Annotated in this window: 15 protein-coding genes; 8 read left to right on the top strand and 7 right to left on the bottom strand. The window is 42.5% G+C overall.

Annotated features, from left to right (window positions below):
* Positions 1 to 45: 45 nt before the first annotated feature.
* Positions 46 to 1,002 carry a phosphate/phosphite/phosphonate ABC transporter substrate-binding protein gene (gene phnD / locus OW495_RS16760; RefSeq protein ID WP_065104096.1) on the bottom strand — a complete coding sequence of 319 codons (957 nt, stop codon included), beginning with the start codon at positions 1,000 to 1,002 and terminating at the stop codon, positions 46 to 48.
* Between the two features lie 265 nt (positions 1,003 to 1,267).
* Here phnD and OW495_RS16755 point away from each other — a divergent pair, with 265 nt between their 5' ends.
* Positions 1,268 to 1,984 carry a FadR/GntR family transcriptional regulator gene (locus OW495_RS16755; RefSeq protein WP_017110878.1) on the top strand — a complete coding sequence of 239 codons (717 nt, stop codon included), beginning with the start codon at positions 1,268 to 1,270 and terminating at the stop codon, positions 1,982 to 1,984.
* A gap of 213 nt (positions 1,985 to 2,197) precedes the next feature.
* On the opposite strand, the gene OW495_RS16750 is transcribed toward OW495_RS16755, so the two are convergent.
* The 4 genes from OW495_RS16750 to OW495_RS16735 all read right to left on the bottom strand — a co-directional run bounded on the left by OW495_RS16750 (position 2,198) and on the right by OW495_RS16735 (position 5,670).
* Positions 2,198 to 3,697, bottom strand: coding sequence for a tripartite tricarboxylate transporter permease (locus OW495_RS16750; RefSeq protein WP_017077174.1), 1,500 nt, complete (start codon positions 3,695 to 3,697; stop codon positions 2,198 to 2,200).
* A 9-nt stretch (positions 3,698 to 3,706) separates the two neighbouring features.
* Positions 3,707 to 4,162 (bottom strand): tripartite tricarboxylate transporter TctB family protein, encoded by a 456-nt coding sequence (locus tag OW495_RS16745; RefSeq protein ID WP_289887506.1) that lies wholly within the window; start codon positions 4,160 to 4,162, stop codon positions 3,707 to 3,709.
* Between the two features lie 85 nt (positions 4,163 to 4,247).
* Positions 4,248 to 5,174 (bottom strand): tripartite tricarboxylate transporter substrate binding protein, encoded by a 927-nt coding sequence (locus OW495_RS16740; protein ID WP_065111177.1) that lies wholly within the window; start codon positions 5,172 to 5,174, stop codon positions 4,248 to 4,250.
* A 25-nt stretch (positions 5,175 to 5,199) separates the two neighbouring features.
* A complete protein-coding gene (locus OW495_RS16735) occupies positions 5,200 to 5,670 on the bottom strand; it encodes a hypothetical protein (protein WP_065111178.1) in 471 nt (156 codons plus the stop codon).
* A gap of 942 nt (positions 5,671 to 6,612) precedes the next feature.
* Here OW495_RS16735 and OW495_RS16730 point away from each other — a divergent pair.
* The 6 genes from OW495_RS16730 to OW495_RS16705 all read left to right on the top strand — a co-directional run bounded on the left by OW495_RS16730 (position 6,613) and on the right by OW495_RS16705 (position 19,177).
* Positions 6,613 to 8,391 carry a transporter gene (locus OW495_RS16730; RefSeq protein WP_017110873.1) on the top strand — a complete coding sequence of 593 codons (1,779 nt, stop codon included), beginning with the start codon at positions 6,613 to 6,615 and terminating at the stop codon, positions 8,389 to 8,391.
* A 220-nt stretch (positions 8,392 to 8,611) separates the two neighbouring features.
* Positions 8,612 to 10,690 carry a DUF4962 domain-containing protein gene (locus tag OW495_RS16725; RefSeq protein WP_102383483.1) on the top strand — a complete coding sequence of 693 codons (2,079 nt, stop codon included), beginning with the start codon at positions 8,612 to 8,614 and terminating at the stop codon, positions 10,688 to 10,690.
* A gap of 629 nt (positions 10,691 to 11,319) precedes the next feature.
* Positions 11,320 to 12,201, top strand: a complete 882-nt coding sequence (locus tag OW495_RS16720) for an NAD(P)-dependent oxidoreductase (protein WP_004733521.1) — start codon at positions 11,320 to 11,322, stop codon at positions 12,199 to 12,201.
* A 1,121-nt stretch (positions 12,202 to 13,322) separates the two neighbouring features.
* The gene (locus OW495_RS16715; RefSeq protein ID WP_102543535.1) at positions 13,323 to 15,194 is read left to right on the top strand and encodes a methyl-accepting chemotaxis protein; all 1,872 of its coding nucleotides are present in this window, start codon (positions 13,323 to 13,325) and stop codon (positions 15,192 to 15,194) included.
* Positions 15,195 to 15,432: 238 nt separating this feature from the next.
* Positions 15,433 to 17,184: a polysaccharide lyase family 7 protein gene (locus tag OW495_RS16710; protein WP_102543532.1), complete on the top strand. Its 1,752-nt coding sequence runs from the start codon at positions 15,433 to 15,435 to the stop codon at positions 17,182 to 17,184.
* 424 nt (positions 17,185 to 17,608) lie between these two features.
* A complete protein-coding gene (locus tag OW495_RS16705) occupies positions 17,609 to 19,177 on the top strand; it encodes a polysaccharide lyase family 7 protein (RefSeq protein ID WP_289887501.1) in 1,569 nt (522 codons plus the stop codon).
* Positions 19,178 to 20,023: 846 nt separating this feature from the next.
* Here the strand turns inward: OW495_RS16705 and OW495_RS16700 are convergent.
* Positions 20,024 to 21,262 (bottom strand): hypothetical protein, encoded by a 1,239-nt coding sequence (locus OW495_RS16700; RefSeq protein ID WP_289887499.1) that lies wholly within the window; start codon positions 21,260 to 21,262, stop codon positions 20,024 to 20,026.
* A gap of 191 nt (positions 21,263 to 21,453) precedes the next feature.
* A complete protein-coding gene (locus tag OW495_RS16695; RefSeq protein WP_076669610.1) occupies positions 21,454 to 22,314 on the bottom strand; it encodes an oligogalacturonate-specific porin KdgM family protein in 861 nt (286 codons plus the stop codon).
* A gap of 535 nt (positions 22,315 to 22,849) precedes the next feature.
* Between OW495_RS16695 and OW495_RS16690 the strand changes: the two genes are divergently transcribed.
* Entirely contained in the window at positions 22,850 to 23,887 is a 1,038-nt protein-coding gene (locus OW495_RS16690; RefSeq protein ID WP_102543523.1) for a polysaccharide lyase family 7 protein, read from the top strand.
* Positions 23,888 to 24,149 lie beyond the last annotated feature (262 nt).

The following is a 24,149-nucleotide window of genomic DNA, read 5'->3' as shown; positions in this document are numbered from 1 at the left end:
AGTTAGTTTTATCAATGTGTGATTGGCTTTTTAGTTCGGTTGAACTTAGCTACACGTGTAAGACACTTTATTAGCGGTATCGATAGTGCGGATCACTTCCCAGTGCTCTTGGTAAGTGATCGGAACAAATTTCGCTTCACCGTTACGCTCAAATTCTTGTTGAAGCTTCGTGCCTTCCCAGTCGAAAGTGAAGAAGGCTTTTTGAATCTTCTCTTGAAGCTCTGGTGTTAGGTTGTGCGCTGTGCCGTAAGCCGTTGTTGGGAAGGTTTGTGATTTGTAGATGCTCTTGATTTGACCCTCTTTCACGACTTCACGTGAAAGCATGCGGTTCAGTACTGAGTTAGCGACGGCTGCTGCGTCGTAATCTTTGTGCGCCACACCCAAAATTGAGTTGTCATGGGCACCAGAGAAAGCCGGTTTGAAATCACGTTCAGGTTGAAGCTGGTATTCAGCATCCAGAATCGCAGAAGGGGCTTTGAAGCCAGAGTTTGATGTTTGCGATGTGAATGCTAGGTTTTTGCCTTTTAGGTCTTCAACCTTTTCGATGCCTGAACCTGGGTGCGTGATGATTTCCATTTCGTAACCGAAAGAGCCATCTTCAGCCGCCATCATTGTGAATGGAGCAAAGCCAGCACAGTTAACTGCTAGCGGCGTTGAACCTGTGTTGAAACCTGCGATATGTAGACGACCTGAACGCATTGCTTCAATTTGAGCTGCGTTATTTTGAACAGGGAAGAAACGAACCGTTTTTTCCGTTGTTTTTTCAAGGTGGCTCAAAAACTCGCTCCACACATCAGCGTATACTGCTGGGTCTTCAACTGGCGTGTAAGCAAAAATTAGCGTGTTTGGATCCACCCATTGTGATTCATCTTGGGGTACATCGGCGACCAAGTTACCAGAGCGGTCCTCGTATCGCGTATCCATCGCTAATGCAGAACCAGAAAAAATCAGCGCAGCAGTAATCGCGCTTTTAAGCGTGAGATTTGTTTTTGTCGGTTTCATTATGTCAGTCCAATAGAGTGATTTGTTGGAAGGAAGTATAGGAATCGAGGATGACAGAACCGATGCTTTTTGATGACGGATTTATGAATGGTGTAACATAATGTTTCTAGCAGAGTAGAGTTGGATGCTTTCTAAGTGATTGATTAGGCTAGCAAATTAATAAGCTGTGATTCGTTTTGATTTTACTCAATTGGCTGTAGGTTGAAATACTGTTATAGTGATCCTTAAATAATACATAAACATAACATATAAAATAAGTGAACTTATGGTTACCACTTTTAATTCAATTTCGGGCTCGAAGCGCAGCCTGCACGTGCAAGTAGCTCGTGAAATCGCTCGTGGAATCTTGTCTGGCGAACTGCCACAAGGTTCTATTATTCCTGGTGAAATGGCGTTGTGTGAACAGTTTGGTATCAGCCGAACGGCACTTCGCGAAGCAGTTAAACTGTTGACCTCTAAAGGTTTATTAGAGTCCCGCCCGAAAATCGGTACTCGTGTAGTAGACCGCGCATACTGGAACTTCCTTGATCCTCAACTGATTGAATGGATGGACGGCCTAACCGACGTAGACCAATTCTGTTCACAGTTCTTAGGCCTTCGCCGTGCGATTGAACCTGAAGCGTGTGCATTGGCGGCAAAATTTGCGACGGCTGAACAACGTATCGAGCTTTCAGAGATCTTCCAAAAGATGGTAGAAGTAGATGAAGCTGAAGTGTTTGACCAAGAACGTTGGACAGACATTGATACTCGTTTCCATAGCTTGATCTTCAATGCGACAGGTAACGACTTCTATCTACCGTTCGGTAATATTCTGACTACGATGTTTGTTAACTTCATCGTGCATTCTTCTGAAGAGGGAAGCACATGTATTAATGAACACCGCAGAATCTATGAAGCTATCATGGCCGGTGATTGTGACAAGGCTAGAATTGCTTCTGCCGTTCACTTGCAAGATGCCAACCACCGTTTGGCTACAGCGTAATAGAAATGAACTGCCTCACGTTCTGATAAACGAACTAAAAAGGTATGCCAAGTGCATGCCTTTTTTATTGTCTGTTTTTTGCATAAATTGATTGTTTATTGTGTACTAAAAAGCCAGAGACGTAGGTCTCTGGCTTTGATTTTTAACGTTATAGGTTTTAGGTCATAAGCTAAATGCTATGCCTTAATCGCTATCCATTGAACAAGCAGTCAACTATGGACATTGTTCAGTTTCCTTTTGTTTCTGTTTCTTCTTCATTTTTAACGTTGAATAAACAGAGAATACAGCCAGCACGATAAACGCGAGTGCAATAGGGCGCTCATAAAGGAAAGACCAACTGCCATCGTACATCAGCAGCGATTTCCTCAGATTTGTTTCTGCCATTGGCCCTAAAATGATCGCAAGCAGAATTGGCGAAGACGGAATGTCCAGTTTAGTTAAGATAAAGCCCAATAGACCAAAACCGATCGCAATACCCACATCAAACATCGAGTTGTTAATCGCGTAAGCACCAACGATCGACAAGAAGACAATAATTGGGATCATGATGATCTTGGGTACTTCAATGATGCGGCAGAAGAAACGAATACCCAGTAAACCAATCACCAACATCACAAGGTTAGCAACCAACATCGAGCTGAATACGCCGTAAACCACTTCAGGGTTTTGGGCAAACAGCAGAGGCCCCGGTGTTAAGCCTTGAACAATGAGTGCGCCTAACAGAACTGCTGCCACAGCATCCCCCGGAACGCCAAGTGTTAACAATGGAACCAACGAACCACCCGTTACACCGTTGTTTCCAGATTCGGCTGCTGCTAGACCTCGTACTGATCCTTTACCAAATTCTTCTGGATTTTTCGATGAGCGCTTGGCTTCGTTGTAACAAACGAATGCCGAAATATCAGCACCTGCACCCGGTACAGAACCGATGGTTGTTCCCATCAAACCACTTTTTATTGCGGTTGGTAGCATTTCTTTAAGGTCGCCTTTGCTCAACAGTTTATGGTCAAACTTCGGCGCGACGACTTTCTTTTCAGAGAATAGCTTCTCTAACTGGTTTAATGCTTCAGATAGAGCGAACAGACCAATCAAAACAGGGATGACATTGATTCCGCTGTAGAGATCCATGATGTCAAAAGTAAACCTTGGCACACTGCTGATTGGGTCGAGCCCAACGGTCGATACCAATAGTCCAATCGTACCCGCAAGTAACCCTTTAAAGATGTTGTTCGAAGAAACGCTCGCAATGATAGTTAAACCAAACAGAGCAAGTGCGAAGTACTCTGGTGCATTAAAACGCAGTGCAAAGGTCGCCAGTTTAGGTGCAATTGCAATAAGGACGATAGTACTGAGTAACCCGCCAATAAATGAAGCAACAGCCGAAATACTTAATGCTCTTGCTGCTTGCCCTCTAACAGCCATGGTGTGGCCGTCGAGTACACTTGCTGCAGACGCTGGTGTCCCCGGTGTTTTAAGCAGTATTGCGGCAATTGAACCACCGTAAATGCCACCAATGTATACACCAATTAACATCACGAGGGCTGACGTCGGTTCCATGCCAAAGGTAAACGGCAGGAGAATCGCAACGCCCATCGTCGCCGTTAGGCCGGGTAGTGCGCCTAGAATTACGCCACCCAGTACGCCAAAAACAAGGACAGGAAGCACTGCAAAACTAACAGCTGTTGCGAGACCATCGATTAGATATTCAAACACTATGACCTCCTATGACCAGGTTACTTCAGGAAGCGCGATGTAAAACACCTCGCCAAACAAATAGTAAACCGCAAACACAAAGACAACGGCGACAACGTAGTAAATTGGTTTCTTCACTTTGAAGTAAACGAGGTAGAACATAAATGCAATCAAACTCGCGTAAAGGTAGCCAACCACACTGATGAGTAATGCGTATCCAATAAGAAAGGCAACGCCGAAGATAGACATCTTGCTTATCATCGGTTCTTGTTGTTCTGAGACGCCTTTGAGTTTGTGTTGAACGATGAGAACAATGCAGATAGCAATCTGAGCAATCACAATCATCATCGGGAAGAATTTTGCATCAACACTTGCATCTTGATACATCGGACGATCAAACTGAGTAATCAACGCGAGTGCTATTGCGCTCAATATGATGATTATGGAAGGGAAAACGACATTCCGATTTAAGTTGGCGTTAGACATAGAATTTACCCCTAAAAAGTAAAGCAAGGGAAAGGTACAGACCGATAAAAAAGGCACAACTGATCGTTGTGCCTCCGAACAAAGGTTATTGAATTAATTGAGTCAGTGATTTTGTATCTTCTGCGACAAACTCAGTGAAGGCTTTGTCATCAAGGTTGTGAATCGTCATCGCACCTTTCTCCATGAAAGATTTGAACTCTTCACTTGCCATTGCTTCATCAAATGCAGCACCCAGCTTCTCGATTACTGCATCAGGTGTATCTTTTGGAGCACCAATACCGCGCCATGTACCTGTTACTACATCAATGCCTTGCTCTTTCAAAGTAGGAACATCTGGAATGTACTGAATACGTTCTTCAGACATGACACCTAATGCTTTTAGTTGGCCTGAACGAAGTTGAGCGATAGCTTCACCAGGAGTAACCATAGTCACGTCTGTGTGATGACCTAATACAGCAGGAATTGCTTCTGATGCACCGTTGTAAGGGATGGCGTTGAGTTTAATATCTTGGTCTTTTTCAAGAGACATTAGGTAGAAGTTTGGCGCAGCGGTTGAAGCGAATTTTACGCTGCCTGGTTTTTCTTTGGCTTCTTTAATCAGATCATTAATGGTGTTGTATGGGCTATCTGCTGCAACTAATACGACCGCTGGGTCGAGGTTTACTAAGCGAATGAGTCTAAAGTCATCAGCGCTATGACGCATTAAACCCATTTGAGGAAGTGAAGCAATTTCACGTGTTACTACTGTTAATGTGTAACCATCAGCACGCTGCTGGGCACCAAAGCTCATTCCAACGGCGCCAGCTCCACCCGTACGGTTCATGATTGAAATGTTCTGCCCTAGAATGTCTTTCGCACTATTTGCAAGGGTACGGCCAACGGCATCTGTACCGCCGCCCGCGCCAAATGGGACAACTAAGCGAATGTTTTTGCTTGGGTAGTCTGCTGCAAACGACGTTGCAGAAACAAGTATGCCAGCTGCCAGCATGATGGATTTCAATAATTTACTCATAGTAAGTTCCTTCTGTTTCTAATTATTAGCGATATGTTTTTGTAGGGTTTTCTGTTTTTTCTGTTTGGTATTCGTGCATTGCTAGCTGTTCAATAGCTACCGCTATCCAGCCACTGATCAGCATGTCATACCATTGTTGTACGCCACTGCAGGCAACAACCACGTTTCCGTAAACAAACGAACCATAAAACAGTAAGTCTTCGTCACGTAATGAAGATGGGTGTTGAGAATGAAGTGTTAGGTTGCTTGTCGATTCTCGCCATGCTTGCTGAGCTTTCTTACGAGCAAGGTGATCAAACTTGATAGTCCAGTTATCAGGGGTTCCTAAAGACTCTTCATAAAGAATGGCGTCTTCAAAAGAGGCTTCCCAAGGCTTGAGGTGTGGATTCATAACGACAATATGCAGTTCTTTTCTGTTGGTTCTTTCAAACAGCTTGTCGATAGAGGGTTTAACGATATCGATAGCGTCTTGAGTGATATCTTTCATTGAGCGCATGCCACATGTCCTTATGTCTGGTTAGATATATAGAATATTGTATGACAATAATTCTTCAATTAACGAAAGCTTGGAAGCGGGGAGCGATCACAACCGGAAGTCTTCTAACTAGACTTCGATCTTGTTTTAACCGTATTGTTTCGGAAATAGTGTGATTCTGGTCTTTTATTGAGCTGGAAATAAATGCACTCATCTCCAGCTTATTTTGTCTGATTTATTGGATACAAACTCATCATCATATGATCACCGTTCTATTAATTCATATGGGCGAAAATACGAACATGTAAGCGAACTAATCTGTTTGTTTTTAGGAAGTGTGTTGCACTGTTTTGGTTCAATCATTCTCCCATATCTTTTAAGCTATTCGGATTACTCAATACCCCTAGTCTTTGCACGTTCTCTTTATCACTCCCAGAAACAGCATCTTAAATCTCCTCTCTTAACTCATCAGGAAATGGTCTAAATAATCATTCGATTGAGGTGATTTCTCATCCATTTGTATTTAGATCTAAAGATAAGAGCACTACACAAATTTGAATTGAATTCTAACGAGAATATCTTGTCAATTTTAAGAAAAACACTGGTTTATTGTGTGATTAATGGGCTTCGTTGTCCTTTAGCTTGGCTTTGATTATTTTTGAGGACTTTATATTTATATGTATTTGGTTGCATTTTTAATTTAGTGCGCAAAGTCTTGCTTGTTTGTATAAGTGTCTGATTTTAAATTATTATTTTGTTTTATTTTTTGATTGGTCAAATTTTTATCTAAAATATCAGTGATTGCCTTGATGAATTGGTCATATTCCATCCTATGTCATATATATAATTAACTTAATCAATCAAAATAAGATCACCATCACTTATTTGGATTATTGTACTACAAATAAAGGGTCGAATTTCCTATAGTCCTCGTAACAAATTAAAACGGACAAAGGACACACGATGGAACTCAACACGATTATTGTTGGCATTTATTTCCTATTCTTGATTGCGATAGGTTGGATGTTTAGAACATTTACAAGTACCACCAGTGACTACTTCCGCGGGGGCGGTAATATGTTGTGGTGGATGGTTGGTGCAACCGCTTTTATGACCCAGTTTAGTGCATGGACATTCACCGGTGCGGCAGGTAAAGCGTATAACGATGGTTTTGCCGTAGCGGTCATCTTCGTAGCCAACGCATTTGGTTACTTCATGAACTTTGCATACTTCGCTCCTAAATTCCGCCAGCTACGTGTAGTAACGGTAATCGAAGCAATTCGTATGCGTTTCGGTGCGACTAACGAACAAGTATTCACTTGGTCTTCAATGCCAAACAGTGTTGTTTCTGCGGGTGTATGGTTGAACGCACTGGCAATCATCGCTTCTGGTATTTTCGGCTTCGACATGACAGCCACTATCTGGATTACCGGTTTGGTTGTATTGGCCATGTCTGTAACGGGTGGCTCATGGGCGGTAATCGCATCTGATTTCATGCAGATGGTTATCATCATGGCAGTAACCGTGACATGTGCTGTTGTAGCAGTAGTGCAAGGCGGCGGTGTTGGTGAAATCGTTAATAACTTCCCTGTAGCGGAAGGCGGTTCTTTCCTTTCTGGTAATAACATTAACTACTTAAGCATCTTCAGTATTTGGGCATTCTTCATCTTCGTGAAGCAGTTCTCTATCACTAACAACATGCTTAACTCTTACCGTTACCTAGCGGCTAAAGACTCAAAGAACGCTAAGAAAGCGGCATTGTTAGCCTGTGTACTTATGCTTTGTGGTGTATTCATCTGGTTCATGCCTTCTTGGTACATTGCAGGTCAAGGTGTCGACCTAGCAGCAGCTTACCCAGATGCAGGTAAAAAAGCGGGTGACTTTGCATACCTATACTTCGTACAAGAATACATGCCAGCAGGTATGGTTGGTCTTCTAGTTGCTGCTATGTTTGCCGCGACAATGTCTTCAATGGACTCTGGCCTAAACCGTAACTCAGGTATCTTTGTTAAGAACTTCTATGAACCAATCGTTCGCAAAGGTACGGCAAGTGAAAAAGAGCTAGTAACGGTTTCTAAGATTACTTCTGCAGTCTTTGGTATCGCTATCATCCTTATCGCGCAGTTCATTAACTCGCTTAAAGGTTTGAGCCTGTTCGATACAATGATGTATGTCGGTGCTCTAATCGGCTTCCCAATGACAATCCCTGCATTCCTTGGCTTCTTTATTAAGAAGACTCCGGACTGGGCTGGTTGGGGTACGCTAGTGGTCGGTGCTTTAGTCTCTTACTACGTAGGTTTTGTTGTTAATGCTGAAATGGTGTCTTCAGTCTTCGGTCTAGAAGAGCTAACAAGCCGTGAATGGTCTGATGTTAAAGTTGCAATTGGTCTAATTGGTCATATCACACTGACGGGTGGTTTCTTCATCCTATCGACTCTGTTCTACAAGCCATTAACTGAGAAGCGTCAAGCCGACGTTGATAAGTTCTTTGGCAACCTAGCCACGCCACTTGTTGCTGAGTCGGCTGAGCAGAAAGCATTGGATAACAAACAGCGTGAAATGCTTGGTAAACTGATTGCGGTAGCAGGTGTTGGTATCATGCTAATGGCTCTACTCACTAACCCAATGTGGGGGCGTCTAGTCTTCATCCTTTGTGGTGTGATTGTTGGTGGTGTTGGTGTACTACTGGTTAAAGCGGTCGATGACGGCGGCAAGCAGGCGAAAGCAGTAACCGAAAGCTAAACCATAGAAAACGTTTATAATAGAATGCGACGACTCGAAAGGGCGTCGCATTTTTGTGCTTTTCGAAGCGAGTAAACGTGTCAGCCTTACAACATCAGACCCAAATCACGAAAACTGTAAAAAATTGTACGATTGAATCGAAATACGTTCAATTGTCCTACAATAAGACGTATATTGTTGCTAATTCCTTTCAATCAACTTGAAAAATAAGTGAGTTAGAATGAGCGACCAAAAATCTCTTGATGCAATCAGGAAGATGAAGCTGGAAAATGATACTTCAGCAGGTAATCTTGTAGACCTACTCCCTATCGAAGTTCAAACACGTGACTTCGACCTATCATTCCTAGACACCTTGAGCGAAGCACGTCCGCGTCTTCTTGTTCAAGCTGATCAGTTAGAAGAATTCAAAGCGAAAGTGAAAGCTGATGAAGCTCACTGCATGTTTGATGATTTCTACAACAACTCTACCGTTAAGTTCCTTGAGACTGCTCCTTTTGAAGAGCCTCAAGCGTACCCAGCTGAGACGGTAGGTAAAGCTTCTCTATGGCGTCCTTACTGGCGTCAAATGTACGTTGATTGCCAAATGGCACTGAACGCGACACGTAACCTAGCGATTGCTGGTGTTGTAAAAGAAGACGAAGCGTTAATTGCAAAAGCAAAAGCTTGGACTCTAAAACTGTCTACGTACGATCCAGAAGGTGTGACTTCTCGTGGTTATAACGATGAAGCGGCTTTTCGTGTTATCGCTGCTATGGCTTGGGGTTACGACTGGTTACACGGTTACTTCACAGATGAAGAACGTCAGAAGGTTCAAGATGCTTTGATTGAGCGTCTAGACGAAATCATGCACCACCTGAAAGTGACGGTTGATCTATTGAACAACCCTCTAAACAGTCACGGTGTTCGTTCTATCTCTTCTGCTATTATCCCAACGTGTATCGCGCTTTACCATGATCACCCGAAAGCAGGCGAGTACATTGCATACGCTCTAGAATACTACGCAGTACACTACCCACCATGGGGCGGTGTAGACGGCGGTTGGGCTGAAGGCCCTGATTACTGGAACACGCAAACGGCATTCCTAGGCGAAGCATTCGACCTATTGAAAGCATACTGTGGTGTAGACATGTTTAACAAAACATTCTACGAAAACACCGGTGACTTCCCGCTTTATTGTATGCCTGTTCACTCTAAGCGCGCGAGCTTCTGTGACCAGTCTTCAATCGGCGATTTCCCAGGTTTAAAACTGGCTTACAACATTAAGCACTACGCAGGTGTTAACCAGAAGCCTGAGTACGTTTGGTACTACAACCAACTGAAAGGCCGTGATACTGAAGCTCACACGAAATTTTACAATTTCGGTTGGTGGGATTTCGGCTACGACGATCTTCGTTTTAACTTCCTTTGGGATGCACCTGAAGAGAAAGCACCATCGAATGATCCACTGTTGAAGGTATTCCCAATCACGGGTTGGGCTGCATTCCACAACAAGATGACTGAGCGTGATAACCATATTCACATGGTATTCAAATGTTCTCCGTTTGGCTCAATCAGCCACTCTCACGGTGACCAAAACGCATTTACGCTTCACGCATTTGGTGAAACGCTAGCGTCAGTAACAGGTTACTACGGTGGTTTCGGTGTTGATATGCACACGAAGTGGCGTCGTCAAACGTTCTCTAAAAACCTTCCACTATTCGGTGGTAAAGGTCAGTACGGCGAGAACAAGAACACAGGCTACGAAAACCACCAAGATCGGTTCTGTATCGAAGCGGGCGGCACTATCTCTGACTTCGACACTGAATCTGATGTGAAGATGGTTGAAGGTGATGCAACGGCATCTTACAAGTACTTTGTTCCTGAAATTGAATCTTACAAGCGTAAAGTCTGGTTCGTTCAAGGTAAAGTATTCGTAATGCAAGACAAGGCAACGCTTTCTGAAGAGAAAGACATGACTTGGCTGATGCACACGACTTTCGCAAACGAAGTAGCAGACAAGTCTTTCACTATCCGCGGCGAAGTTGCGCATCTAGACGTAAACTTCATCAACGACTCTGCTGATAACATAACTTCAGTTAAGAACGTTGAAGGCTTTGGCGAAGTTGACCCATACGAGTTCAAAGATCTTGAGATCCACCGTCACGTTGAAGTGGAATTCAAGCCATCGAAAGAGCACAACATCCTGACGCTTCTCGTTCCTAATAAGAACGAAGGCGAGCAAGTTGAAGTGTCTCACAAGCTTGAAGGCAACACGCTATTGCTCAATGTTGATGGCGAAACGGTTTCAATCGAACTGTAATTAGCTGAAGTAACAGAAGCTAGATATTAAAAACTCCGAGTGAAAGCTCGGAGTTTTTTTGTTTGGCGAGCGAGCGAGTTAAGTTGGATAAGTTGGCAAACCCATCAGGTTGAAAGAAAACTTAATTGGCCAGAGGTAAATAACTTCTCGATGCCAAATCAGTGGTTCAAGGGCTGAATCTGGACACTGATACACAAAGACCGAGTAGTACTTAGCCACTATGTTGAATGAAATGTGCAGGAGTCATATATGAGAGCCGCATGTATCGCTCTGTTAGAAGAGTAGGGCGCCAACGCCTGTTTCCTAGAAATGATTATGACTTACTTTTCTGTGAACAGTTTAATCACTGGCTGAGTAAGGGAGTAGTGAACTATACATAGGTAAAGGCGTAGCTTGTTCTTACTAATCGTATGACATTTAACGAATGTTATTTCATCAATAGACGGTTTTTAAAGTGGCAAATAGTTCCTGTAAGTACAAAGCGTGACCCATATTTTCTCGTAAAGTGAATCCCCGTCACAACTTGCATCGAACCATCGAATCAATGCCCTAAAACTATTGCGTAACGAGAAATACGTAGTTATTATAATGAGCATATAATCATACAATACTATATTTGGAGTTTAAACATGACTAAACCTGTAATCGGTTTCATTGGCCTAGGTCTTATGGGCGGCAACATGGTTGAAAACCTACAAAAGCGCGGCTACCACGTTAACGTAATGGATCTAAGCGCTGAAGCTGTTGCTCGCGTTACAGATCGCGGTAACGCAACTGCATTCACTTCTGCTAAAGAACTAGCTGCTGCAAGTGACATCGTTCAGTTTTGTCTTACAACTTCAGCTGTTGTTGAAAAAATCGTTTACGGCGAAGACGGCGTTCTAGCGGGCATCAAAGAAGGCGCAGTACTAGTAGACTTCGGTACTTCTATCCCTGCTTCTACTAAGAAAATCGGTGCAGCTCTTGCTGAAAAAGGCGCGGGCATGATCGACGCACCTCTAGGTCGTACTCCTGCACACGCTAAAGATGGTCTTCTGAACATCATGGCTGCTGGCGACATGGAAACGTTCAACAAAGTTAAACCTGTTCTTGAAGAGCAAGGCGAAAACGTATTCCACCTAGGCGCTCTAGGTTCTGGTCACGTGACTAAGCTTGTAAACAACTTCATGGGTATGACGACTGTTGCAACTATGTCTCAAGCTTTCGCTGTTGCTCAACGCGCTGGTGTTGATGGCCAACAACTGTTTGACATCATGTCTGCAGGCCCATCTAACTCTCCGTTCATGCAATTCTGTAAGTTCTACGCAGTAGACGGCGAAGAGAAGCTAGGTTTCTCTGTTGCTAACGCTAACAAAGACCTTGGTTACTTCCTTGCTCTTTGTGAAGAGCTAGGTACTGAGTCTCTAATCGCTCAAGGTACTGCGACAAGCCTACAAGCTGCTGTTGACGCAGGCATGGGCAACAACGACGTACCAGTAATCTTCGACTACTTCGCTAAACTAGAGAAGTAATCGACGTACGACCTCGCCAGGGTATTGCTTGTCTGTTAGACGGCGATACCTCAGCGAGGTTCGTTTTTATCTACACAAAGTCTTTTCTACAAGCCCGTTTATCTCAACTTCCAAGTATCTACAACTTTCTGTTTGCTTCCACGGTTTCACTCTTCCTCACAAAGCCTTTTATCATCAGTTCTACTCTTCTAGCTCTACTTAAAACTCTACCTGTTTCTACTTCCATTTAAGATCGACCTTTCAATGCTACAAAGCTTCTCGCTAGCACTTAATTTCCTTAGAAACTCTTTGTTCTAGACACGCTTTGTTAGACATAACCTGACTCACCATTCTTATGTTTTTCAAAGCAGCGCTGATGCGTGATAGTTAGTGCAGCTGAGCAATCACATCCCCAACGTCAATGAAAAGCAAAAAAAAGCCCACACAGCTGGTGACTGTGTGGGCGTATTCGGACTAGCCGTCTGGAAAAACCAATGAACAATCCAAGTGAAATAACGATTAACGAGATCCCCCGACAGTTTCTGCATTAAACGTGTTCAATGACCTTAAAGCGAGTTGCTTCAATTACCACTTTGAATTGCACAAAAGCATCCAGAAAGAACTTAAGTTATGATTCAAATACACCATACATCAAGGGTTATTGTATTACAAATAAATCTAAAGTTTGAATGCCTTTAGTGAATGCTTGGTTGGTCTAAATGTGATTCAGTACTCGTTTTTCAATCGACTCGATGATACTGGGAGGAAGAATAGAGCGAAGAAGAGTATCGACGAAGTTACGAGGTAATCGTTCAAAAAATGAGTTAAATCCAAATTTACGCCGTTTAATCTAATGGTGGGAAAATGGAGGAATCATAAATGATACCTATGTCACAGGGTGGTTTTAACCAGTTTTAATATATCAATATCGCTCACAGAAAGGGCGCCTAATTAAACATACAATATTAATTAACTTGGTGGTTGTGACGATGGTTCGGCATGAAAGACTTTCGCTTCCCGTATCTTCGAGAATGTAAAAATAACCATTTCATTTGGATGAAAATAATAGACATAGGTTGATATGGATGATGAGTTTTATGAATTCAAAATTGTCTCTAGGGTTTAAAGGAAAATTGATTTTAATGGTGGCGATCGTCAGTTCTAGTGCTTTGGCATTTACGAACTGGTTTACGCTTGATTTGGCAACAGACCAGGTAAACCAAACGATTTATAACGAGATCGATCACTCGCTAACGATAGAAATTAATCAGATTGAAAGTACCGTCCAACGCACCATCGATACCGTCAATTCCGTTGCACAAGAGTTCATGAAATCACCATATCAAGTGCCGAATGAAGCGCTGATGCATTACGCGGCTAAGCTCGGTGGCATTGACAAGATTGTGGTGGGTTTTGACGACGGCCGTTCTTACACTTCTCGACCTTCCGAGTCTTTTCCTAACGGTGTCGGAATCAAAGAAAAATACAACCCAACGACTCGCCCTTGGTATAAACAAGCGAAATTGAAATCAGGCTTATCTTTTAGTGATCTGTTTTTCACTAGAAGTACTCAAGTGCCTATGATTGGGGTGACGTACTCATACCAAGATCGCGTAATCATGGCGGACATTCGATTTGACGATTTGGAAACTCAGCTTGAACAACTGGACAGCATCTACGAAGCCAAAGGTATCATCGTGGATGAGAGAGGGATGGTTGTCGCATCCACAATAGAAAACGTGCTTCCACAGAGCAATATCTCTTCTGCTGACGCCTTAATGAAACTCAACAAGGCTATCGAATTACCTGATCAATTCATTGAAGGTGTAATTGATGGCAATCAGCGAATCTTAATGGCTAAGAAGGTCGATATTGGCAGTCAGAAAGAGTGGTACATGATCTCAAGTATTGACCCAGAACTCGCGCTCAATCAATTGAATGGTGTGATGTCGAATACGCGAATGCTGATTGTCGCCTGTGTATTCGGTTCGGTGATATTGATGATTTTACTTCTGAATCGTTTCTACCGCCCAATCGTGTCACTGCGAAAAATCGTTCATGACCTTTCTCAAGGTAATGGAGACTTAACTCAAAGGCTCGCTGAAAAAGGCAATGACGATCTAGGACACATCGCCAAAGACATCAACTTGTTCATCATTGGCCTTCAAGAGATGGTTAAAGACGTGAAATTCAAGAACTCGGATCTTGATACCAAGGTATTAAGTATTCGAGAAGGTTGTAAAGAAACCAGCGATGTGCTGAAAGTTCATACCGATGAAACGGTTCAAGTAGTCTCTGCGATTAATGGATTGTCTGAAGCTTCAAGTGAAGTAGAGAAGAACTCACAGTCAGCCGCAGAAGCAGCGCGAGATGCGGCCGTGTTTAGTGATGAGACTAAGCAAATCAACACCGTGACAGAAACGTACATCAGTGATCTTGAGAAACAAGTTTGTACGACGTCGGATGATATTCGTTCTATGGCTAATGAAACGCAGAGCATCCAGTCGATAGTGTCTGTGATTGGTGGCATTGCTGAGCAAACTAACTTGCTAGCGTTGAATGCATCCATAGAAGCGGCGAGAGCAGGCGAGCATGGTCGAGGTTTTGCTGTGGTGGCTGACGAAGTCCGTGCGTTAGCAAATCGAACTCAAATCAGTACCTCTGAAATAGAAGAGGCGCTGTCTGGCTTGCAGTCGAAATCAGATGGTTTGGTCAAATCGATAGAGTTAACGAAGAGCAATTGCGAGATGACTCGTGCTCAAGTTGTCCAAGCGGTAAACATGCTAGCGAAGCTGACGGAACAGATGGAGACCGTGAGTCGTTTCAATAACGATATCTCAGGTTCTTCTGTCGAGCAAAACGCCCTGATTCAGAGTATCGCTAAGAACATGCATAAGATTGAAAGCTTCGTTGAGGAGCTCAATAAGCTAAGCCAAAATCAACTGACAGAGTCGGCAGAGATCAAAATACTGAATGGCAGCGTTAGCGAGCTAATGAGTAGCTTTAAAGTCTGACGTTTCTATCAATAAACACTAAGAATCAATGCGTTAATTTTGGTTTTTAGCTTGAGAGCCGCTCCAAGCCTGTCGAGTTTAGAGTGGCCTTTCTACGTTGTTTTTGTCTCTAAATCCTCGGTAAAACCAGCTCATATCACTTCATTTGCCGTATCTCACATTCTGATAAATGGACAATTGACATAAAATAGTACAAATATACATTATCACTTAACTCTTATGGATAAGTGAGATAAATGTGAATAAGCCAATTTTTGTCGTCGTGCTCGCTTCGCTTACGTATGGCTGCGGTGGAAGCAGTTCAAATAGTTCAAGTGACAGCAATGACCCTTCTGATAACAGCAATCCAGGGACGTCTTATGGCGTTGTCGCACCTTACGATATCGCCAAGTATCAAAACATCCTCTCTAATTCTGACTTTCAGGTATCGGATCCTAACGGCACAGAGGGAAACAAAACCTCTGAAGTTAAAGATGGCGATTTCGATGGTTACATCAGTGATTACTTTTACGCAGATGAAGAGACGGAAAACCTAATTTTTAAAATGGCGAACTATAAGATGCGTTCTGAGGTTCGTGAGGGAGAAAACTTCGATATCAATGAAACTGGTGTAAGACGAAGCTTGTATGCGGAGATAAGCTTACCTGATATCGAGCATGCAATGGCGAGTTCACCTGCCGATCATGATGAAGTGACATTGCTACAGATACACAATAAGGGTACTGATGAGAGTGGGACAGGATACATTCCTCATCCGTTATTGCGTGTCGTTTGGGAGCAAGAACGAGATGGCCTCACTGGTCACTACTGGGCAGTCATGAAAAACAATGCGATTGACTGTAGCAGTGCTGCTGATTCTTCGGATTGTTATGCCACTTCATACAATCGTTACGATCTAGGTGAGGCGGAACTGGATAGCTTTACCAAGTTTGATCTTTCTGTTTATGAGAACACACTGTCGATCAAAGTGAATGACGAAGTAAAAGTGAATCAAGATATCGCGTACTGGCAGCACCTGTTGAGCTACTTTAAAGCGGGTATCTATAACCAATTCGAGAATGGTGAAGCGACCGCTTACTATCAAGCGCTGAGATACACCACGACTCAAATCAACGGGTCAAACGATTGGGACATTAATGATTGGAAGCTGACCATTCCGACAAGTAAAGATACTTGGTATGGAAGCGGTGGTGATAGCGCTGCTGAATTAGAACCGGAACGTTGTGAATCGAGTAAAGATCTTCTGTCAAATGACAGCGACGTGTATCACAGCGATATTAACCTTTCTTACTTCAATACCGATGAAGGGAGAATGCACTTTAGAGCAGATATGGGATATGGCACCTCTACTCAAAACTCTAGCTATATTCGCTCTGAGCTCAGGGAGCTGTATCAAAGCAGTGCTCAACCGGATTGCAGCACCAGCGATGAAGATACAAGTTGGTATTTGAACGACACTAGAACCCACGCAACCAGTCACGAGTTAAGTGCAACTTTGAGAATCGAAGACTATCCGAACATTAATAACCAAGATCCAAAAGTGGTACTTGGGCAAATTCATGGTTGGAAGATCAATCAAGCATTGGTGAAGCTCTTATGGGAAGGAGAGGGCAAGCCCGTCCGAGTTATACTCAACTCCGATTTTGAGCGCAACAATCAAGATTGCGGCGATTGTGACCCATTCAGTGTTGAATTGGGTACATACGCAGCCAGTGAAGAGTGGCGATATACGATTCGCGCGAACCAAGACGGTGTCTACTTGGCAACCCATGATGCAGATGGAACCAATACTGTTTATCACTCAATCCTTTGGGGACAAGATTACACAGATAAGGATGGGGACACGGTGTCGTTAACGTCAGATTGGGCATCGACAGATATTGCTTTCTATTTCAAAGCGGGTATCTATCCACAATTTAAGTCTCACGACGACTATGCCGGTGAGGTGTTTGATGTGAGCTTTAGTTCTCTTAGAGCTGAACATTATTGAATAAGCTGACGTCTAAATAACAAAAATGACTGCTTCGAAGACCATGTTGACTCCTAACAATGTGGTCTTTTTTTTGCTTTTTGGACGCTTGCAGTATGTGTTTTGAACGACAAAAGTTCTGCTCGAGCCATACAAATGCTCACTATTGCGGGTCCGTTGATCTGCGCTTGCTAGTTCATTTCGCATTCCAAATTATTATAGATTGTCTTTTATCAATAGGAAGTGTGATCCAGTTAAAGTATGGAAAAATCGGAAAGTGTTCCTAGTCTCATTTATCCAACGAAGTGTTTTATTTGTATTATAAGATTACGTAATATTTTCATGTTATCGCAAATACTGATAGGTGAATCGCCTTATAGCTCGTGTTTGCTGATTTAGCTTTCACTTACGAACGCTGTCTTTGTATTATAATAATGGATTAAATATGAAACAAATTACTTTAAAAACTTTACTCGCTTCTTCTATTCTACTTGCGGTTGGTTGTGCGAGCACGAGCACGCCTACTGCTGATTTTCCAAATAACAAAGAAACTGGTGAAGCGCTTCTGACGCCAGTTGCTGTTGCCGCTAGTAGCCATGATGGTAACGGCCCTGATCGTCTTATTGACCAAGATCTAACAACACGTTGGTCTTCTGCGGGTGATGGTGAGTGGGCAACACTGGATTATGGTTCAGTGCAAGAATTTGACGCTGTTCAAGCATCATTCAGTAAAGGTAACGAGCGCCAATCTAAGTTTGATATTCAAGTTAGTGTCGATGGTGAAAGCTGGACGACGGTACTAGAAAACCAACTGAGCTCAGGTAAAGCTATTGGCCTAGAGCGTTTTCAGTTTGAGCCTGCGGTGAAAGCACGTTACGTAAGATACGTTGGTCACGGTAACACCAAGAACGGTTGGAACAGTGTGACTGGATTAGCTGCAGTTAACTGTAGCATTAACGCATGTCCTGCTAGCCATATCATCACTTCAGACGTTATTGCTGCAGAAGCAGTAATGATCGCTGAAATGAAAGCGGCAGAGAAAGCCCATAAGGCCGCACGCAAAGATCTGCGCACTGGTAACTTCGGCGTAGCAGCTGTTTACCCTTGTGAGACTTCGGTTAAATGTGACACTCGTAGCGCACTGCCAGTACCGACAGGCTTACCAGCGACACCAGTTGCCGGTAATGCACCGAGCGAAAACTTCGACATGACTCACTGGTACCTATCTCAACCATTCGATCATGACAAAAACGGCAAGCCTGATGATGTGTCTGAGTGGAACCTTGCAAACGGTTACCAACATCCAGAAATCTTCTACACAGCTGACGACGGCGGCCTAGTATTTAAAGCTTACGTGAAAGGTGTACGTACATCTAAAAACACTAAGTACGCACGTACTGAGCTTCGTGAAATGATGCGTCGTGGTGATCAGTCTATTAGCACTAAAGGTGTTAACAAGAACAACTGGGTATTCTCAAGCGCACCTGAGTCTGACTTAGAAGCTGCGGCTGGTATCGACGGCGTTCTTGAAGCAACGTTGAAAATCGACCACGCGACAACGACGGGTAATGCGAATGAAGTAGGTCGCTTTATCATTGGTCAGATTCACGATCAAAACGATGAGCCGATTCGTTTGTACTACCGTAAATTGCCAAACCAAGCTACGGGCGCAGTTTACTTTGCACACGAAAGCCAAGACGCAACAAAAGAGGACTTCTACCCTCTAGTGGGCGATATGACGGCTGAAGTGGGAGAAGATGGTATCGCACTTGGCGAAGTGTTCAGCTACCGCATTGACGTTAAAGGCAACACGATGACTGTTACTTTAATGCGCGAAGGTAAAGACGACGTTGTACAAGTAGTTGATATGAGTAACAGCGGCTACGACGCAGGCGGCAAGTACATGTACTTCAAAGCGGGTGTTTACAACCAAAACATCAGTGGCGACCTAGATGATTACTCACAAGCGACTTTCTACCAGCTAGACGTATCGCACGATCAATACAAAAAGTAATCTAACCGAGTAAACAATAGCCTCCAACTCCTAGAGTTCGGAGGCTTTTTTGTGTCTGTTATTTGGGCATAAGATTATGATTCAATTTAATAAAAGAAAGGGATAGCTATCAGTTCACGGTTAACGTTAGTCATGATTAATCTCAGCTAATAACAGGCCATCTTGTCTCTTATTCAAAGCTAAACAATGCCAATATCATTTTGGAATCACCATAGCTCGAACACTTCGACTTTGTTCTCAAGGTATTTACCAATGTGACATCTATACACGAACGTATTATTGTGCGTAGTCTACTAATAAGCGTAAGTCCGGTTGATTACTCCCATTCTGTTCTTGAAGGCTTCACTCTTGGGTTGTTTAGCAAGACTCCTAGCAACAGCCATAAATTGTGCTTTAACTCTTTCATAATTAGAAGAGTAGGGTTAGCCATCACTCTATTAGCTATTTTTTTCTATGAAATACATAGGTAGGTTCAGTCGATAATCAAACGACTTTAACAACTCAAGGTTATGTGCTTTAGCGTAGTTACTTGCAGGCCGTAAATGCTGTGTGATGCTGAATAATAATTTATTGGATAAGTGTAAAGCTGAGGGTTTTATCTATATATGATAGATACAGGACTTTGAGAGGGCTAAATAAGTAGGGAGGACAGAGTGATAATTGGCACAGAGTTATTCTAGTTTGGAATTGGAGATAATCAGGGATATTGGCTTGTTAAATGTAAGCGCATCATACCTCTGCATTCTAAAGAATCAAAAAGCCATAGCAGTTGCTATGGCTTTGGATTAGTCAGGTTCAAAGATAAGAAAACAGCATGTCAACTAGCCTGTTTTGATATTATTAGGTTTAGTTCAAAGTATTCTCTTTACCAGGTGAGGTGTTGATTGCATCTGGTTGTGCGTAAATAGCTGTATTTCTAAAATCGCTAGTGTTGTCTGCTGAAAGTAGGGTTTTATAACCATTGAACGTATTACTTTCGACAGTTACATTACAGGTTTTGTTATCATCGGTATCCTTTATTTCCGCACCACTAGAATCACCAACTTTAATTCCGCCGACATCACTACCACCAGATTTAATAGTGAATGTATTATTTGTGATTTGTGAACCAAATCGCGCGTTGTTACTGCTACAGTTAATACGAATTGCATTATTTTGGAAGCTGCCACTTAAACCGACAAATTCGCTATTGTCTAATGTAAAGTAACCTCGAGAGAATAACCAACTTGCTTTTTTAGTACCTAGATCATCTTCGGTAATGCCGTTTGCATCGAACTTTAGGTTTTCAAGTGCTACAGGATCTGAATCTTTACCAATTTTACCTATGATGATCGCACCAGTTTCATTATCTGAAGTACCAGCTGACTCTCTACCAAAACATCCGGCCAAATTATCATTGGCAAAAGTCATGTTTTTGATACTAGCACCGGGTGCAGTGACATCAATACAAGCATCTCCGGTAATTGTTACCAAACTAGCACCATCAAGTATAACGGCTTTGTTTAACTCGATAACGCCAGTATCAAATGTACCTTGAGATGATAGTTCAATAGTTGCGCCTTCTTCTGCTGATGTAATCGCAGCGTTCACTTCTTCGACGGATTTAACTTTTCCATCATTAGCATTTTCTAATGCAGAGATAACATCTTCGTCTGTAATCTCTGTTGCTGAGTAAGCTGTTTCTACATCATCTTTTTCACAGGTCATATCTAGCTGTTGTTCAGTCACTGTGTAAGTACAGTCCTTACCTTCAAAGGAAACAACACCTTCTTCTTCAGCAGTATATATTGAACTCTCAAAAGTGAAGCCATTAGCTACGTCTCCACTGTAAATGCTTAGAGCACGAGTACCTTCCTCATCATTATCAAAGCGATATGGTGAAGTTCCGCTGAGTGACTGTGCAGCAACAGCATCACCTGTTAGATCCCAATAGACGTTTTCTATAGTGTAAACTTCAACAGGTTCAACAGGTTCAACAGGGTCAGTTCCGCCTGGGTCTGTTGGAATAGGTAAACCATCACTGTTACAACCAAATAATAAACCTGTCGAAAGGGCGACAGCAGTAGCGACTTTAGATATTTGCATAAAATATTCTCTTTATGATATTAAATCCATATGTAAGCCATATGAGAGATAAATAATGAATAGCCTTTAAGTATTTATAAGGATGAAACTAACATTAATTAGAACATCCTCTTATTTAAAATAAAGTGCTTAAAATATGCCCCAAAATTTTCAAGAGGAGAGGGCTATTCTATAATGTGACTATTCTATTATTAGAATGAGTAAGCTACGCCAACACGGTATTTTGCTTCGCGATCTTTAGACGATGAACTGATATCAGATGACCAGATTTCAGCAAAAGGTTTCCAAGAACCGAACTTGTAGTTTACTTTTAAGCCAGCATCCCATTCCCAGTCATCACTATTATAAAGAAGTACGTTATCCAAAGATTTTACATAGTTTGCTTCGTAAGAAAGGCCAAGCTTAGGTAGAGATTCAATTTTGTAAGAACCCGTCAGTGTAACTTTAGATTTTTGAGCTGATTCTAAGCGTTCGCCAGTTTCAGAATCTTTGTCGCCAAATTGTGTGTGGTTACGGAAGTCAGCATATTCATGACGGTAACGAATAGCAGTTGTTAAACCCATGTCTGCTTTATAGCCAACGCGGAACTGAGGTTTAAACGTAACCTTCTTCATCTTCCAGTCGCCATCGTTAGCATTAGGCTCATCCCAATCCCAAGCAATAGGCATACCCATTTGTAGATACCAATTATTGTCTATTTTGTATGTCGCAGTGTTATCGATCTCCATACCATAGATGTACCAATTGCCATCGTAAAAACTCTGGCTGTTTGCTGATTTAACAGAACCTGAATCTTCATCGTAGTAAGAGTCATCACCGTGGAACTTAAGTTCTAGACCAGTAGAGTGCTTCCACTTGTCTGACAGCTTAAAGCTTTCACCTAGCTTAACTCGGTGTTGATGGCGAGCGTCTACGTGAGCCGTATCACCATTAGTCTTTGTATAATCCGTCGCAGCACGATACTCGTAACGATAATCAAGAGTTGCACCAGTCGCTGTGCCCGCTAAAAGAGTACATGCAACAGCTGCGGCAATTTTTGTAACAGAATTCATACCTTTGTCTCACTATTATTTTTTTATTGTGGATACATCCAATGTATCCCTGGCTCACAAACCAATACCTTACATGGTATTAAATTAATGTATGACAAATATGGTATTTATTCCTGGGTTAAATTTCTGTGAGATCTATCAAAAGTTCCGACTAATGGCCTATTTATATAGCTAAATGTTATGAATATCTCAATTTAAGGCTTGTCTATCAAATCAATCATGACTCAGTTCTCATATTAACAAACCTTGGGTTATTGAAATTTACCATGTGTTAAAATAATACAAATATTGAGTAGTACCACGTTTTTGTCGATGATTTAGTTATTGTGGTTCTAACATAGCGGAGCATGTTGAGGGATATAGATACAAACCATCGCCAAATGTTTAATAAAAGTTAAAAGATGGCTAAGTGTAAATCTTATTTACTGGTTGGTTTATTTAAGTCGAAGAGAAAATATTTAGTACTAATTCGTGTTCAAAAGTAGTTTCTGTGCTGAGAGTGTACTCAGTATCTGTTAACAATAAAGGATGAGTCATGTTTAAGAAAAACATATTAGCAGTGGCGTTATTAGCGACTGTGCCAATGGTTACTTTCGCAAATAACGGTGTTTCTTACCCCGTACCTGCCGATAAATTCGATATGCATAATTGGAAAATAACGATTCCTTCGGATATTAATGAAGATGGTCGTGTTGATGAAATCGAAGGGGTAGCCATGATGAGCTACTCACATAGTGATTTCTTCCATCTCGATAAAGACGGCAACCTTGTATTTGAAGTGCAGAACCAAGCTATTACGACTAAGAACTCGAAAAATGCTCGCTCAGAGTTACGTCAGATGCCGCGCGGAGCCGATTTCTCGATTGATACGGCCGATAAAGGAAACCAGTGGGCATTGTCGAGCCACCCAGCAGCGAGTGAATACAGTGCGGTTGGTGGAACGCTAGAAGCGACGCTAAAAGTGAATCACGTCTCAGTTAACGCTAAGTTCCCAGAAAAATACCCAGCGCATTCTGTTGTGGTTGGTCAGATTCATGCTAAAAAACACAACGAGCTAATCAAAGCTGGAACCGGTTATGGGCATGGTAATGAACCACTGAAGATCTTCTATAAGAAGTTTCCTGACCAAGAAATGGGTTCAGTATTCTGGAACTATGAACGTAACCTAGAGAAAAAAGATCCTAACCGTGCCGATATTGCTTACCCAGTATGGGGCAATACTTGGGAAAACCCAGCTGAGCCGGGTGAAGCGGGGATAGCGTTAGGTGAAGAGTTCAGTTACAAAGTGGAAGTGAAAGGCACCATGATGTACCTGACATTTGAAACTGCTCGCCACGATACAGTTAAGTATGAAATCGACCTGAGTAAGGGCATCGATGAACTTGATTCACCTACGGGTTACGCGGAAGATGACTTCTACTACAAAGCTGGCGCATACGGCCAATGTAGCGTGAGTGATTCTCACCCAGTATGGGGGCCTGGTTGTGGTGGTACTGGCGATTTCGCTGTCGATAAAAAGAATGGCGATTACAACAGTGTGACTTTCTCAGCACTTAAGCTGAATGGAAAATAGTTAGCAGTTAGCAGTTAGCAGTTAATAGCTAGAGCTGATTAAATAGATAACAGAGTAGGGCGATCGATACGCTAGCTTCAAAGAACATGTTCAAAGGCCACTTAACACAACGTTAAGTGGCCTTTTTTTGTCAGTCGCGTTCGCTCCACCGTTTCTAGTGATGCGTTGACTGTGAATACTATCCAATGCTTAAACGTTGGTTAACTCATCTCAACCAAACCTCCAGTCACTACTACTTACCACTAAATATTTACCATTTAGT

The sequence above is a fragment of the Vibrio sp. 14N.309.X.WAT.E.F5 genome, assembly GCF_030397615.1.
Classification (GTDB): domain Bacteria; phylum Pseudomonadota; class Gammaproteobacteria; order Enterobacterales; family Vibrionaceae; genus Vibrio; species Vibrio lentus.
The sequence above is the reverse complement of the archived record's forward strand: the minus strand, read 5'-3'. Positions and strand labels throughout refer to the sequence as shown.

Coding starts and splice junctions, on each gene's coding strand:
- OW495_RS16690 (WP_102543523.1), top strand. CDS start 22,850: ATGTTTAAGAAAAACATATTAGCAGTGGCGTTATTAGCGACTGTGCCA.
- OW495_RS16715 (WP_102543535.1), top strand. CDS start 13,323: ATGGTGGCGATCGTCAGTTCTAGTGCTTTGGCATTTACGAACTGGTTT.
- OW495_RS16755 (WP_017110878.1), top strand. CDS start 1,268: ATGGTTACCACTTTTAATTCAATTTCGGGCTCGAAGCGCAGCCTGCAC.
- OW495_RS16735 (WP_065111178.1), bottom strand. CDS start 5,670: ATGCGCTCAATGAAAGATATCACTCAAGACGCTATCGATATCGTTAAA.
- OW495_RS16705 (WP_289887501.1), top strand. CDS start 17,609: ATGAAACAAATTACTTTAAAAACTTTACTCGCTTCTTCTATTCTACTT.
- phnD (WP_065104096.1), bottom strand. CDS start 1,002: ATGAAACCGACAAAAACAAATCTCACGCTTAAAAGCGCGATTACTGCT.
- OW495_RS16740 (WP_065111177.1), bottom strand. CDS start 5,174: ATGAGTAAATTATTGAAATCCATCATGCTGGCAGCTGGCATACTTGTT.
- OW495_RS16725 (WP_102383483.1), top strand. CDS start 8,612: ATGAGCGACCAAAAATCTCTTGATGCAATCAGGAAGATGAAGCTGGAA.
- OW495_RS16745 (WP_289887506.1), bottom strand. CDS start 4,162: ATGTCTAACGCCAACTTAAATCGGAATGTCGTTTTCCCTTCCATAATC.
- OW495_RS16695 (WP_076669610.1), bottom strand. CDS start 22,314: ATGAATTCTGTTACAAAAATTGCCGCAGCTGTTGCATGTACTCTTTTA.
- OW495_RS16700 (WP_289887499.1), bottom strand. CDS start 21,262: ATGCAAATATCTAAAGTCGCTACTGCTGTCGCCCTTTCGACAGGTTTA.
- OW495_RS16720 (WP_004733521.1), top strand. CDS start 11,320: ATGACTAAACCTGTAATCGGTTTCATTGGCCTAGGTCTTATGGGCGGC.
- OW495_RS16730 (WP_017110873.1), top strand. CDS start 6,613: ATGGAACTCAACACGATTATTGTTGGCATTTATTTCCTATTCTTGATT.